Below are 14,760 nucleotides of genomic sequence, written 5' to 3' on the forward strand. Positions count from 1 at the left end.
CTGACATATAACTATTTGTTATAGAATATATAGTTTTTATTCATTTTACCTATCCTATGCCGCAGTGTACACTAAAAAAAGCCGCTCGCGTCTTAGCATTGTGACAAATATTTGAATTTTTTCTTAAACTAGTTAGTAAGCGCTTTCACATCGAAGGGCGTGGAGATGGTGTAATCATAGTCGGCTATGGGAGCGGCAAGCAAAATCAAAGGGGGAAATAAGATGTTCAGTATGATTGGTTTAATCGGAGGTTTGGCGTTGCTCATTTTCTTGACAATGAGAGGCACAAACTTGCTGATTGCAGGGCCGTTGAGTGCATTGGTCGTTGCGTTGTTCAGCAGCTTGCCATTGTTCCCACAGATGGTCGGAGAAGGGGAAGTAAACTTTTTAGGAAATTATATGACCGGGTTTTCCGGATTCATCACAGCTTGGTTCCCGATGTTCCTGCTTGGAGCAATTTTCGGTAAATTAATGGAAGACAGCGGGGCTGCTGACAGCGTATCACGCTGGCTGGTTAACAAATTCGGCATCAAGCGTGCGGTACTTGCAATTGTCATCGCTTGTGCGGTCTTAACTTACGGCGGAGTGAGCTTGTTCGTTGTAGCATTCTCGGTTTATCCGATGGCGCTTAGCTTGTTTAAACAAGCGGATCTTCCTCGCCGTTTCATTCCGGCGGCATTGGCACTTGGTTCAGTAACATTCACGATGACTTCAGCAGGTTCTCCGGAAATCCAGAACTGGATCCCGATTGAATTTTTAGGCACAAGCCCTTACGCTGGCTGGGAAGTCAGTATCGTTGTCGCAATCTTTATGGCGGTATTCGGCTACTGGTGGCTGAAGCGCATGATCAGTAAAGCAGTGAACAAAGGCGAGCGTTTTGAGTCGCGCAAAACAGATCCAGTGGTGCCAGAGCGCAATCTTCCAAACCCGATCATGGGCTTGATTCCTTTGCTAGTGGTTCTTGTCGTTTCTTTCATTTTCCATGATTCATTGAAAACATCCGCTTTGGTTATCGCATTGCTTGGCGGGGTTCTTGCAACATATATTCTAAACAGAACACATTTCCAAGATCTTGGCAAAGCGTTGACTGATGGAACAATCGGCGCATTGATCGCTATAGGAAATACTGCAGCAGTTGTCGGCTTCGGCGGCGTTGCAAAAGCAGTGCCAGCGTTCCAGACAGCGGTTGACGCTATGACGAATATCCCGGGAAGCCCGCTAATCGGCGGAGCGATCGCGGTCAGTGTCATCGCCGGGATTACCGGGTCATCTTCAGGCGGCCAGGCAATCGCATTGCCTTTGCTTGCGCCTCATTACATCGATTTAGGGGTCAATACAGAAGCACTTCACCGGACAATTTCGATTTCTTCCGGGGCGTTGGATTCATTGCCGCATAACGGTTATGTCGTAACGACGATTCAGGGTATCTGTGGCGAGACGCATAAAGCGGCTTACGGTGCAGTAGGGGCTGTGACGGTTATTGTGCCGCTTCTTGGTACCATCATTGCAATCGTCCTGTTCTCATTCGGCATGGGAATTTAATAATAAGTGGAGGTCATTCGGATGGTTGAAAACAAAGTAGTGTTCATCACTGGTGCCGCCAGCGGCATCGGCTATGAAATCAGTGCCGATTTTGCAAAAGCCGGCGCAAAAATTGTGTTGACGGATATCAATGAAGAAGCGGTGCAGCAAGCCGCAGACACGTTGAAAAGCCAAGGGTTTGAAGCGATTGGCCTGAAAGTTGACGTCACAAGAGAAACAGAACTTGAAGGGGCGATCAAGAAAACGGTCGAAACTTACGGGTCGTTGGACATTCTGATCAACAATGCGGGCATGCAATTCGTTTCGCCGATTGAAGAATTTCCGACTGAAAAATTCGAGTTATTGGTGAAAATCATGCTGGTCGCTCCATTCGTTGCAACAAAACATGCTTTCCCGATCATGAAAAAACAAGGGAAAGGCCGCATTATCAATATGGCTTCGATTAACGGCCTTGTCGGGTTCGCAGGCAAAGCGGCTTATAACAGCGCGAAGCATGGTGTCATCGGCTTGACGAAAGTTGCTGCTCTTGAAGGTGCGGAGCATGGCATTACAGTTAATGCCATGTGCCCAGGCTATGTTGATACACCGCTTGTGCGCAATCAGTTAAGCGATTTGGCGAAAACGCGCAATGTATCTCTGGATAAAGTGCTTGAAGAAGTCATCTATCCATTGGTACCGCAAAAACGCCTCCTATCGGTACAGGAAATTTCAGATTACACGATGTTCTTGTCGAGCGACAAAGCATCAGGCGTCACAGGGCAGGCTGTCGTTCTTGATGGCGGCTACACAGCTCAATAAACAAAGACGAACCCGCCAGGCAATTGCCTGGCGGGTTTTTTAGTCAAGAAAATTATCTGTGATACCAAGGAACAGCCGTGCTTGTTCGACGTTGGGCGCATGGCCCGAATGCTTAAATTCCATGAAGAGCGCATCTGGAATAAATTTAGCGGTCTCGCGGCCTTTTGGCGGAGGATTCAATCCGTCGTGCGAACCGCTGATGACCAGCGTTTCCGCTTGCACAGCAGAAAGTTTCGGGCGGAAATCGAAGCTGGTAATCGCTGCTGAGGCGATGCTTTGTTCACGTCCTGTCAGCCCATCGCTGTTTTCGGCCGTTTTCTCAAGCCAGCGGTTGACTTTTTCCTGGTCATGAAACATGAATTCAGAAGACTTTTGTAGCTTTTCAATCGTGTTGAGCCCTTTGAATTCCTCTTCATACCGTTCGAACAGCTCGTCCATCGAAGATTGTTCACCGTGTGATTTAGTGGCTACGAGTACAAGCTTTTCAATCCGTTCCGGCAATTCGATGGCAATGCCTTGAGCGATGTAGCTGCCCATCGATACGCCAATTACAGAAAGCGACTCGAGTTTCAAAAAGCGGATAAGGGCAGCTGCATCGTCGATGTGGTCGTCGAGTGTATACTGCGGCGGCTTGGCAGATTTGCCATGGCCGCGCGCATCCAATGCAATAACACGAAATTTCTTTTTAAAGAAATTCATTTCCCGGTAGAACATGGCGTGGTTGCTGGTCAGGCCGTGCAAAAGAAGCAATGGCGGTCCTTCGCCGATATCTTCGTAATACAACTCCAAGCCGTCTGAGATGAAATAAGGCATTTGGCTTCTTCCTTTCGTTGTCGATAAAGGTCTTTACCCTTAATAGAAGTGGTTAATCCAGAAGACGGGGGAGCGGACCACTGTTTCTTGCTTATGCGCCAATTTCTTTAATGAATTAATTTTCTGAAAATAGCTCTTTCCATTAGACACTGGCTGCCCAAAAATGGTTTAGTAGAGAGAAGGTATGGCTAATGTGAAAATTGATAACCAAAGGGGAGCGAACTAATGAAAATGACTGAAACTGAATTTCCAATCCAAGCTGTGCGGGAGCAATTCCCAGCACTGAAACGTACATACCACGGAAAAAATGTGGCGTATTTCGATGGGCCTGGCGGCTCACAGGTCGTCAAATCGGCTATCGATGCCATTGCCAGCTATATGGAGCGCGGAGGTGCGAATCTCCACGGCTCTTTCCCATCAAGCTGGGAAACGGAAGAAATGATTGCTGGTTCAAAAGGGGCAGTTGCGGACTTTTTGAATGTGCAGCCCAATGAAGTCGCTTTCGGCGCTAACATGACAACGTTGACAATCGCCATCGCGAATGCGCTCGGCAAGCAATTTAAAGCGGGAGATGAGATTGTCGTCACGGAAATGGACCATCGCGCAAATGTCGATCCATGGCTGATGATGGCGCAAGACCGGGGATTGAATGTCCGCTGGATCCCTGTGGATACCGATGCTTTGACGCTTGACCTGCGGGACTTGGACGAATTGATCAACGAAAAGACCAAACTCGTAGCGGTCGGACTGGCGTCAAACGCTGTCGGAACAATCGTCGACATTGAGCCCATAGTCCAGCGTGCAAAAGAAGTTGGTGCCTTGGTGGCAGCGGATGCTGTCCATGCAGCACCCCATATGGTGCTTGACCGGGAGAAGCAGGGCATTGATATTCTTTTGTGCTCGGCCTATAAATTCTTCGGGCCGCATGTCGGCATTGCAGTTATCCGCGAAAGCATTTTCAAAGGCTTGAAGCCGTATAAACTTGTCCCGTCACCAGATTATTATCCGGACAACCTGGAAACGGGCACGCAAAACCACGAAGGGATTGCGGGCATCCGTCCAGCCATCGAGTTTTTTGCAAGCTTCGGTGAAGGAGAAACGCGCCGCAGCCGAATAGTGAATGGCATGACGCATCTCGAAGCCTACGAAAACAGTTTGGCAAAGCGTCTGCGCGATGGCTTGAGAGAATTGGATAAAGTAACTTTGTTTGAGGCGGCGCCCGAAGTTTCAAAAACTCCGACTATCGCATTTCAAGTGACGGGCACTGATCCTGCGGATGTGTGTAAAATAATGGCCGAACAGCATAGCATCTTTTTGGCATCGGGCCATTTCTACGCGTCAACGCTGGCGGAGCGGCTTGACATCAAAAAATCCGGAGGCTGGATTCGAGCAGGGCTGGCACCTTATAATACCGAAGAAGAAGTGGACAGATTAATTAACGCAGTGGCGGCTCTTTAACAGGAATATCATTCTTTTAGCCCTCGGAACCGATTTTTGATAAGATTAAACAGGCATGTTATAATATGTATACATCGAAATAATGGATTCTACGAGACTTTCTTTAGTCAATTTCCAAAAGAAAGCAGGGATTCCCTATGAAATTCGACGCTATCCTGGAACTTTTGAAGACTATCAGTTTTTATAACACCGTCAGTATCACCCAGACATTCGCAAAAGATGGGGAAGATTATTTGATCGCTAAATCTGCTGGCGATTCCACTTCCATTGCAGTCACATGCATCGCGACGCAGGAAGCCACGATTTACACGGACATAGAAACAGCCGCTGAGGCGATTGAACACATGATCCATGATTATTCCATCGTTATGTAAAGCTTCTGGATATCCAGAAGTTTTTCTTTTTGGGGCTTTTCCATACCTAAGCCGGTATTCCGCAAAACAGCTGCAAAGGTATTGACCCAAGAATTGAGGTAATAACTTTGCGACGAAGCACTGCAACGCACTTTTATGTCTCGAAGCTAGCGCAGCGATGCCGGAGCAGCTGTTTTTGATAGCGGAAAGGAGACTGAAGAAAGGCCTGCGGAACGCGTCAGCCTAGAGCGAAATGACAAGGGCTCTTTAAGGCGCTCTTGGAAGCCTGAAGAAAAATCGGCTGCGAGCACGAACAGAGCCTTCTTTTTAGGCCAGATGGTGGTACAATACATTAATAAGCTTTTCCGCAACGGAAATGAACAAAAGGAGATTGAATTTTTTGAGTCAACAATTTAACACGAAACTGCCTGAAAACTACGCCGAATTGAAAAGAGCCGCAAACCGCACAGCGAACTGGAAAGAACGTTTGGCTGCAGTCGAGGAGCTTGGCAATTACAAGCACAAGCAGACAATCGACGTCTTGCTGCACCGTCTGGAAAACGATCCAGTTTACCACGTGCAGGAAGCTGCATACGAGAAATTGATCGACCTTGGCGAAGATGTCCAATTGCCGCCGCGCAGAAAATTCGATTTGATCAAAGACACGTCGAAAGTATTGGTGCGTATCAAGAAAAGTTTGCCGCGCGACCATAGCTATGAAGATTTTAAAGTGAAGCTTCAGAAAATGCGCGTCGACATCTATGACACTTATAAAGGTGACAAAGGTGAAGACTTCGACCGCTGGCTAGAAGATACTTGGAAGTCGATTCCAGGTAAATAAACGCAAAAAATGCCTCGCAGTTATTCGCTGCGAGGCGTTTTTTTTTATTGTACATTAATCCGGCAAAAGGATTTCGCCTTGGCCCATGAGTACGGAAATGCCACCGATTTTCACTTGTTTGAATGTTCCGGCCGATTCAGTGACCGTAATGTCAATGAAACTCGGGCGTTTCATCTCGAAGCCTTGTTCATTGCGAATCTGATAAATGCCGCTGGAATTATGTGGCACTGCTCCGTAGGCTACCAAATAAGCGCCCAAAGGCCCGCCTGCCGCTCCAGTGGCGGGATCTTCCGCGATGCCCATTGCTGGGGCGAACATACGGCTATGAACCGTAGATTGTCTTTCCTGTGTTTCAGTCGTGAAAACGAAAATATTTTGGGTGTCCGGATGCATGCTGAAATGCCGTTCCCAGATGTCCGTCCTAAAATTGATCCTGCGCATGGCGTCGAGTGAGCGTACCGGTATAAAAAGGAAAGGAAGGCCGGAAGAAACCGTTTGAGCCGGAAAACGGCTGTCGAGGTCTTTTGAAGTTAAGGAAAGCAGATCGGCGACCAAACCGGCTTTGGAGAATTTTTCGCCGAACTCAGGGAGCGGCTGGGTCATTTCCACTTTTGCCGCTTTCCCGGCTTCAACAAAAACTGTCACCGGCACTGCGCCGACCAATTCTTCGAGCACCCACTCATTCTTGCCTTCATGGGTTTTGACGAGTTGCCTATCGGCCATGACAAATGCAGCCCCAACAGTTGGATGCCCTGCAATCGGCAATTCGACTGTCGGGGTGAAAATGCGCAGGCTCTTTTCATGTCCCAAATCTTTGGGGGGACAGATAAAGACCGTTTCCGACAAATTCAATTCACGGGCGATTTGCTGCATCGTTTCAGCGGTTAAATTCTCTTCTCCGTAAAAAACCGCCAATTGGTTTCCACCGAACCGCTTTGCCGTAAATACATCGAGCAGCGTGTAATGCAAACTTTCCATAGCCAGCCTCCGTTCTTCTTATCTTCCGATTTATCCATCCACCCTGAAACAAAACCATTAAATCCAGTCCATACAATTATAAAACTAAAATGTCTATTTGAGGAACTATTCTGTTAATTATTTTTAATTGCTTAAAATCGCTTTGTAAGAAAAGCGTATAAATAATAATAAAACATGGCATATTCAGTGAAGTTTAGCTTTGAAATCTTACTTAGGTCTTGAGGAGTGGTTATAATGTCTCAATGTCCGGCCATTATTAAAAAATGATACAGAATTTTCCCAATTACGGAAAATATTCATATCTGATAATGTTAGTTGTGAGGCAAGGTTCTCCCATAGATGGAGATACGGAAGCGTTGTGCGGGACGCCGCCATGGCTTTGATTGCCGACTATTTGATGGAAAAGGGGATTGGACGATGAAAAGATCGGCAAAGTTTGTGACATCAGTTATGCTGGCGGCGACATTGCTTGTACCGGCGATGGGCGTTAGTGCAAATGGGGACTTCTCTACACAGAATACGAATGAGAAATTCCGGGTATTGGTCGATTCTGCAAACCAAACAGAGTTGAAGAACGCTAAAGAGCGTTACGGCGTCCACTGGGATTTCCAGGCTGAAGGATTTACTACTAATATGAATGCTAAGCAATTCGAAGCTTTGCAAAAAAATAAAAACCTGACTGTTGAAAAAGTGCCGGAATTCTCTATTGAAGAAACTTCTTCAAAACCGGAAGCGGCTTACGCAGCAATGGCAGCATCGCAATCCACCCCATGGGGCATCAAAGCAATCTATAACGACAGCGCATTGACCAAGACTTCAGGTGGAGCAGGCATCAACATTGCCGTGCTTGATACAGGCGTCAACAAAACTCATGCGGATCTAGTGAACAACGTTGAACAATGTAAAGATTTCACTGTCGGAACTAGCATCGTCAATGGATCTTGCGTAGACAGACAAGGGCACGGGACACACGTTGCCGGTTCAGCGTTGGCTGATGGCGGTTCAGGTTCAGGCGTATACGGCGTAGCACCAGCTGCTGACCTGTGGGCGTATAAAGTGTTGGGCGATGACGGCTCAGGCTATTCGGATGATATCGCGAATGCCATCCGCCACGTTGCCGATCAGGCAACTTCTTTAAATACAAAAGTTGTCATCAATATGTCATTAGGTTCATCAGCTGAAAGCAGCTTAATCACGAATGCAGTGAACTACGCATATGGCAAAGGCGTGTTGATCATTGCAGCTGCCGGAAATTCAGGCCCTTATCAAGGATCAATCGGCTATCCTGGCGCATTGCAGAATGCAGTCGCTGTAGCAGCTCTTGAAAATGTCATCCAAAATGGCACGTACCGCGTAGCGGATTTCTCTTCACGCGGCTATAGCTCGACAGACGGCGACTACGTTATCCAAAAAGGCGATGTGGAAGTTTCTGCACCAGGCGCTGCCATCTACTCAACTTGGTACACAGGCGGTTACTCGACCATCAGCGGAACATCCATGGCTTCACCGCATATCGCAGGACTAGCGGCGAAAGTTTGGGCAGCAAACCCGACAGTCAGCCACACGACTATCCGCAATGATTTGCAGAATCGCGCTTATAATTACGACATCCTTTCAGGATCAGGCGCAGGATACGGCGATGACTATGCTTCAGGATTCGGTTTTGCACGTTTGCGCTAAGGAATAGAACGCCCTGAACAGTTCCAGTATTATGCTGGAACTGTTTTTTTATGGTAAAATTTTAACTATTCGGATTAAAAGGGTGAGCGTATGAATATCGGATCCGTCATCAAGTATTACCGCACGAAAAATAGCATGACGCAATTGAAGTTAGCGGATGGGATCTGTTCAATTTCCCATTTGAGTAAAATTGAATCGAATGCGTACGTGCCGCATGAATCGACGATCGAAGCATTGTTGGCGAAGATGGGCGTGCACTGGCAAAAAGAAGTGGAGCGGCATAAGAGGCTTCAAAGGCAGCTTGGCGAATTTATCGATTCGTCGCTGCATTACGACTTGGAGAATATGCGAAAACTTTATCATCAATTGAAATTGGAGAACGATTATATCCAATCCACTGAATTGGTCAACCAATATGAGCTGTATAAATTCCGTTATTATATTTATGAAATCGACCAGCCGCAAGCAGAGCGGCAGAAGAACATGCTGGAGCGGCTGACGGGTTCTTTTTCGGCACCGGAAAAATGGCTGTATAAATTCTTCTTATCGGTCTATTACTCAATGCTCAATAAAACGGAACAATCTCGGGACTGCCTCGAGATGCTTGACCAAGGCATCCAAAGCATCCCGCAAAAATTCGAAGGGGAGTATTATTACCAGAAAGCGCGGCTGATGATCGTGCTGGATCGTTTCGAAGTGTCGGCTTATTACGCAGAACTGGCCGTCCAGTTTTATCAGCTCCACCATAATTACATCCGGCTCATGCATGCACAGCTGCTATTGGCCATCAATTACACGCGGCGCAATCTGCATGTCCAGGCAAATGGCCTTTACGAAGTGTTGAAGCGCAATGCGCGCCTTACCGGACAGACAGAGCTATTCCACCAAACTTCTTATAATTATATTGAATTGTTGAAAGAAACAGGCGAATATGGAAAAGCCTACGACTTTCTGCGCGACTTGAAGAACAGCCTGCCAGAGGATTCGTATTTTTATAAAGCTGTGTTATTGAGCAAGATTGAAGCGGCTATTGAATTAGGGATCGATGCCTCCCATTTGATCGGGGAAGTTCGGACCTTGCTGCAGCAAAGCCCCGACGAACAAGTAGAGATATACAGCAACTACTTCGAAAAACGAAACTTTTCCCAACCAGACCTAATGTCCTATTGTGAAACGATTATGTTTCCATTTTTCAGAAAAAATGGTTATATAAAAGAAAGTAAGAAAATTGCTGCTGATTTAGTAAACTATTACCAGCAGCAAAAAGAGTGGGAAAAAGCGAATTTCTACCGCTCATACTATAACCGAAATGGAGGAGAACTTTTATGAAAATGGGCAAAAAAATTGCTGCCGTTGCAGTCTTCACTGCAGTTTTGGCAGGCGCGATCGGGCAATTGGAAGAACCAGAAGTTAAAGTGGCAACTGCATCCCAGGCTGAAGCTAAGCCAATGGCAGTACCGGTCATCTTGCCTCCTTTATAAGGAAACCAATAAAAAACCTCCCAGTGAAATCAGCCGGGAGGTTTTTTATTGGTTTCTATATAATAGAGGAAGGCAGAATAGCTGGGAGGAATGAATATGTACCGCAAAGAGCAATACGTTATTAAAAACGGTAAACCGTTTAAGGCGACAGTGCGCCCTTATACAGAGCGAGACTTTGATGAGTTAATCGGCATCCAGCGCGCAAGTTTCCCGCCGCCATTTCCTGAAGAATTGTGGTGGGGCAAAGATCAATTGGCGAACCACGTAAAGTATTATCCTGAAGGTGCATTATGTGTAGAGGTGGAAGGGGAAATGGCTGGATCTATTACAGGTCTGCTGACAGATTTTGATGGCGACTCTCCGCACCATAGCTGGAGCGAGGCAACAGCTGACGGCTTTATAACGAATCACAATCCGAATGGCAAGACGCTATACATCGCTGATATCTGCGTCAGCCCTGCTTTCCGGAAAATGGATCTTGGAAGATTGTTGATGCAATCATATTATGAGCGAGCCGTCCGTGCCGGGCTCGAACGCGTCCTTGGCGGCGGCAGGATGCCAGGGTATTTCAAGCATTCATCTGAACTTTCACCTGAAGCGTACTTAGAAGGTGTAGTATTAGGTAAACTCAAAGACCCGGTCGTGTCCTTTTTGCTGCGCTGCGGCAGGACGCCTGTTTGCGTCATCAGTGATTACTTGGAAGACGCAAACTCTTTGAATTATGCGGCATTGATGGAATGGAAAAATCCTTTCAAGCCGGAAATGCTGTAAAAGTTGTATTTCTCTATTCATGCAGCACTAATTCTGCCTGTACAATAATACTTTGTTCTTCAACATTGAGTTTAAGGTATAATAATCTATATTAATAAATACAAAGTAGGAGATGAAATCAGTATTGTTTGAATTTTTCAGTCCATTTTTAGTGATTTTATCTGTTTTTACTGCCATCATTTCATCTTATATAGCCTTAGTTTTAACAGAAAAAATTAGTAGTGCAAGTCGCATGCAAAAAAGGACGTTGGCCACCTTTGCGGCATGTGCGGTCGGAACAGGGATTTTCACCATGCATTTCACTGGAATGGCAGCTTCCCATTCAGATGTCAGAATAAGCTATAATCCGCTCATATTAGCTGGGTCGCTGGCGGCTTCAATTTTTGGCTCTTACGGTGCCTTCCACATTCTTTATTTTAAAAATGACGGTAAATGGAAAAGTGTTTTCAGCAGCCTGCTGCTGGGCGCCGGTATTTTTCTTGGCCATTATATTGCAGTGCTTGCTGTCAAAGTACAGATGGATTTCCAGTTCAGCCTTTTTAATTCAGCGTTTTCCTTGCTGATGGCTTTCGTTTTTTCATCATTGGCCACAAGGCTTTTCACTATGGCAGCTTACGGTAAAAAATCGATTGCGCGAAAATCGATCAGTGCAGTGATTCTGGGACTTTCAGTCGCGGTGATGCATTATAGTTCCGCTAGTGGATCAATGGAGCTTCATCCTGAGGGCAGGGCATTGAATTACGCGGATTATTCCCTATTATTGTTCGTCCTGACAATGATTTTATTCATGATCTTTTTAGCCGTGTTTTTTGCCGTGCTGGACTATCGGTCACTTGCCAATGAAAAACAATTGCAGGAGACGCTGAAAGAAAATGAGGCACGATTCCGCAGATTGGTAGAGTTATCACCCGAACCGATTGTTGTCCAGAGCGGTGGCGACATTACTTTTGTCAATCAAGCCTGCTTAAACATGGTAAATGCGCGGGCAGAGCATGAACTGGTCGGGAAAAGCGTTCTCAGTTTTGTGGCGCCCGAACACCACGAAGCGGTTAAACAGCGCGTTATCAGGATGGTGTCAGGTGAGGATGAGGCGCCGATTGAACAGGAACTTGTCATTTCTGGAGGCAAAACGCTGGAAGTTGAAATAAAGGGAGCGCGGATGGAATTTGAAGGGAACCCCTCCATTCAGCTAATTTTGCGTGATATCACAGAACAGAAAAGAGTACGGCGTAAATTGGAAGAAAGCGAACAGCGCTACCAATCGCTTTTCTTGCATAACCCCGAAGGCGTCTATTCAATGGATGCCCAAGGGAAGATGCTGGATGTCAATCAGGCGTTGATGGAAATGCTCGGCTACTCGAGAGCTGAGTTCGGCAGCATGACTTTCCATAAAATTGTGGAGGCTGAGTTCCTGCCGGATACGATCCGAAACTTCGAGCTTGCTTTAAAAGGCACGCCGCGAAATTACGAGCTTGTTGGGATTCACCGCACTGGAGCTGGCGTGCCGTTCCATATTACAAACCTGCCGATAATCGTCGACAATGAAATCATCGGCGTTTTCGGAATCGCGAAAAACATCTCGAAAGAAAAGAAAGCGATCCGGCTTTTGGAAGAAAATGAAGAGAAATACCGTTCGTTGTTTGAGCAGAATCTGGATGCCGTATTTGAACTGGACATGGACGGGAATTTTACAAACGTCAACCACAATGCGGAAGAACTCACCGGCTATAATAAACAAGAATTGCACGCGATGGCTTTTCCTGCGCTCATTGCTGAAGACCTTCAGGAAGTACAGCGCACGTTCACATTGGCGAAACACGGCAAGTCTCTCCGATCAGAGCAAAAGATGATTGATAAATTCGGCAAGGAAATTGAAGTAGATGTCAACGTCGTGCCCATAAAGCGCCAAGGAAAAGTTGAAGGAGCGTTTTCGATTGCGAGAGATGTTACAGAAAAGAAACGAATTGAGAAAAAAGTGAACGATTTGGCATTTACAGATCAATTAACCGGCTTGCCAAACAGGCACTGGTTCTACGCCAATCTGGCTAAGGTAGCCGAGCGCGCCAAGCAGCATCATCGCTCGATTGCCGTAGTAATTATTGATTTTGATGATTTTAAAGGCGTCAATGATTTATTAGGCCATCACGGCGGCGACCTCTTTTTGCAACACGTGTCAGAGCGCATCAAAAATTGTTTGCGCCCTTCAGATCGCCTATCACGGCATGGAGGGGACGAATTCATCGTTGTGCTCGAAGACGCAGATGAGGATTACTTGGAGCGCCTCAGCCGAAAAATCATTAAAGAGATGAACCGGCCGGTCTTGCTCATGGATCATGACTTGGTGGTTACCATCAGTATTGGCATCAGCCTCCATTCAAGCTCCAGCTGGGATGCTGGGACGCTAATCCGCCAAGCGGACTTTGCGCTGTATTCAGCGAAAGAAAAGGGCAAGAACAATTACCAATTCTACACAGATGATTTGAATGAAAAAGCGACAAGGAAATTCCAAATTGAAAATGCTTTGAGAAAAGCGATCGACAACGGGGAATTCTTATTGTATTACCAGCCGCAAATCGATTTGCAATCAAATCGTCTGGTCGGCCTGGAGGCGCTGTTGCGCTGGCAATCGCCGTTCGGCATGGTCCAGCCGAATGAGTTCATTCCGATAGCTGAAGAGACCGGGCTCATTCTGCCAATCGGCGAATGGGTACTTGATGAAGCGTGCAGGCAGCTAAAAGAATGGGAGCGACTCGGATTCCCTATAGTTAAAGTGTCTGTCAATGCATCCGCCCGCCAGTTTCGGGACCCGAACTTCAGCCAGAAAGTGGACAGCATTTTGAAAAAGCATCAGGTGGATACACGCTACTTCGAAATTGAAATCACCGAAAGCGTCATGTTTGACGTTGAAGAAGCGTCAAAATTAATGGAAGAGCTCAGAAAACTGGGTGTGAAAATAGCGATAGATGATTTTGGCGCAGGCTTCTCGTCGTTGACTGTCATCAAGAACATCAGCATTGATACACTTAAAATCGATAAATCGCTGATTGACGACATCATTGGCAACCATCGCAACTTGGCTATCCTTACCGCCATCATCCAGGTAGGCAAAAACCTCCAAACTGAAGTGATTGCGGAAGGCATCGAAACCAAAGAACAGATGGAATTGCTAAAGTCATTCAATGTGACAGGACAAGGCTATTATTTCAGCAAACCCGCTTTGCCGGAGCAATTTGAAAAAACCTGGCAGCAAGAAAAAGAGTGGAGCACACAGCGATAAGAAAAGGGAAAAGGTTTCGGCGTTTAGCCGAAACCTTTTCCCTTTTCTCTATAAGTTCAGCTTAAAAGCTTTGATAATGATTCCATCATCAAGCGGCATGAAGTCCAATGCCTGAACCCGCTCGAAACCGAAGCTTGTGTATAGGTGCATGGCGTTTGCCATAAAGTCTGCCGTATGCAGCCCGACAAAAGGAGCACCGTCCGCTTTCGCTTGCTGGATGCAATGGCTGACGAGTGCCTTGCCCACGCCTTGGGAACGCTGGGCTGGGCCTACTGCAAGCATGCGGATTTCAGGATGCTGCAGCGCTCTTTCATCCCATTCATAAGCTTTCGATTCGGCAGGGAACAGCACGATGCTGCCGGCGATAGCGCCGTTGACTTCCGCAATAAAAACGCGCACTCCAGGACCTTTAAAAGTATCCGACAATAAGGTTTTTTTTAGCAACTCCCAATGCGGAGCAGGAATCATCTGTTCAAAGGGGCTATAAGAAGCCAGCCTCTGCCATTTTATGAATTCGTATTCATCTTCGTGCGCTTCCCGGATCTGCATCCAAACCATCTCCGATTCCTTCGAAATTTATTCAGCTCTGTAATCCGTTTTCTTCTCACTAAACATCACTAGAAAAGGAGGAAATTTGATGTACTGCAAGTATAACATCCGACTATTAAAGACAAAAATATTAAGTGTAAAGCAAGGGAGATAAATGGAAGGGTAAGAAAAATATACTCCTTTTTATCCGATATTCCGTAAAACAGCCCTGTTAAGACA

General features: G+C 46.4%; 13 protein-coding genes. 10 read left to right on the top strand and 3 right to left on the bottom strand.

The window, feature by feature from the left end:
- Positions 1-222: 222 nt before the first annotated feature.
- A complete protein-coding gene (locus AC4EHJ_RS12710) occupies positions 223-1,542 on the top strand; it encodes a GntP family permease (RefSeq protein ID WP_490975996.1) in 1,320 nt (439 codons plus the stop codon).
- 21 nt (positions 1,543-1,563) lie between these two features.
- A complete protein-coding gene (locus tag AC4EHJ_RS12715) occupies positions 1,564-2,340 on the top strand; it encodes a 3-hydroxybutyrate dehydrogenase (RefSeq protein ID WP_490975997.1) in 777 nt (258 codons plus the stop codon).
- A 39-nt stretch (positions 2,341-2,379) separates the two neighbouring features.
- Here AC4EHJ_RS12715 and AC4EHJ_RS12720 read toward each other — a convergent pair whose 3' ends face one another.
- Positions 2,380-3,153, bottom strand: a complete 774-nt coding sequence (locus AC4EHJ_RS12720) for an alpha/beta fold hydrolase (protein WP_490975998.1) — start codon at positions 3,151-3,153, stop codon at positions 2,380-2,382.
- Positions 3,154-3,378: 225 nt separating this feature from the next.
- Between AC4EHJ_RS12720 and AC4EHJ_RS12725 the strand changes: the two genes are divergently transcribed.
- The 3 genes from AC4EHJ_RS12725 to AC4EHJ_RS12735 all read left to right on the top strand — a co-directional run bounded on the left by AC4EHJ_RS12725 (position 3,379) and on the right by AC4EHJ_RS12735 (position 5,805).
- Positions 3,379-4,611, top strand: coding sequence for a cysteine desulfurase-like protein (locus AC4EHJ_RS12725; protein ID WP_490975999.1), 1,233 nt, complete (start codon positions 3,379-3,381; stop codon positions 4,609-4,611).
- A gap of 137 nt (positions 4,612-4,748) precedes the next feature.
- Positions 4,749-4,985, top strand: a complete 237-nt coding sequence (locus AC4EHJ_RS12730) for a hypothetical protein (RefSeq protein ID WP_490976000.1) — start codon at positions 4,749-4,751, stop codon at positions 4,983-4,985.
- 379 nt (positions 4,986-5,364) lie between these two features.
- Complete coding sequence (locus tag AC4EHJ_RS12735; protein WP_490976001.1) at positions 5,365-5,805, top strand: HEAT repeat domain-containing protein; 441 nt, start codon at positions 5,365-5,367, stop codon at positions 5,803-5,805.
- A gap of 54 nt (positions 5,806-5,859) precedes the next feature.
- Here the strand turns inward: AC4EHJ_RS12735 and AC4EHJ_RS12740 are convergent, their stop codons facing one another.
- Positions 5,860-6,783 carry a PhzF family phenazine biosynthesis protein gene (locus AC4EHJ_RS12740; RefSeq protein WP_490976002.1) on the bottom strand — a complete coding sequence of 308 codons (924 nt, stop codon included), beginning with the start codon at positions 6,781-6,783 and terminating at the stop codon, positions 5,860-5,862.
- Between the two features lie 417 nt (positions 6,784-7,200).
- Between AC4EHJ_RS12740 and AC4EHJ_RS12745 the strand changes: the two genes are divergently transcribed.
- From AC4EHJ_RS12745 to AC4EHJ_RS12765, 5 genes are all read left to right on the top strand, one after another.
- On the top strand, positions 7,201-8,463 hold the full coding sequence (locus tag AC4EHJ_RS12745; protein ID WP_490976003.1) for a S8 family peptidase: 1,263 nt from the start codon (positions 7,201-7,203) through the stop codon (positions 8,461-8,463).
- 90 nt (positions 8,464-8,553) lie between these two features.
- Positions 8,554-9,792 (top strand): helix-turn-helix domain-containing protein, encoded by a 1,239-nt coding sequence (locus AC4EHJ_RS12750; RefSeq protein WP_490976004.1) that lies wholly within the window; start codon positions 8,554-8,556, stop codon positions 9,790-9,792.
- Complete coding sequence (locus AC4EHJ_RS12755; RefSeq protein ID WP_490976005.1) at positions 9,789-9,944, top strand: hypothetical protein; 156 nt, start codon at positions 9,789-9,791, stop codon at positions 9,942-9,944. Before AC4EHJ_RS12750 ends, AC4EHJ_RS12755 begins: the two co-directional genes overlap by 4 nt.
- A gap of 96 nt (positions 9,945-10,040) precedes the next feature.
- On the top strand, positions 10,041-10,715 hold the full coding sequence (locus AC4EHJ_RS12760; RefSeq protein ID WP_490976006.1) for a GNAT family N-acetyltransferase: 675 nt from the start codon (positions 10,041-10,043) through the stop codon (positions 10,713-10,715).
- A 232-nt stretch (positions 10,716-10,947) separates the two neighbouring features.
- The gene (locus AC4EHJ_RS12765) at positions 10,948-13,992 is read left to right on the top strand and encodes an EAL domain-containing protein (RefSeq protein ID WP_490976007.1); all 3,045 of its coding nucleotides are present in this window, start codon (positions 10,948-10,950) and stop codon (positions 13,990-13,992) included.
- Between the two features lie 48 nt (positions 13,993-14,040).
- Here the strand turns inward: AC4EHJ_RS12765 and AC4EHJ_RS12770 are convergent, their stop codons facing one another.
- Positions 14,041-14,550, bottom strand: a complete 510-nt coding sequence (locus AC4EHJ_RS12770; RefSeq protein ID WP_490976008.1) for a GNAT family N-acetyltransferase — start codon at positions 14,548-14,550, stop codon at positions 14,041-14,043.
- Between the last annotated feature and the right edge of the window lie 210 nt (positions 14,551-14,760).

This window comes from Planococcus sp. TJ-301, from assembly GCF_058268475.1.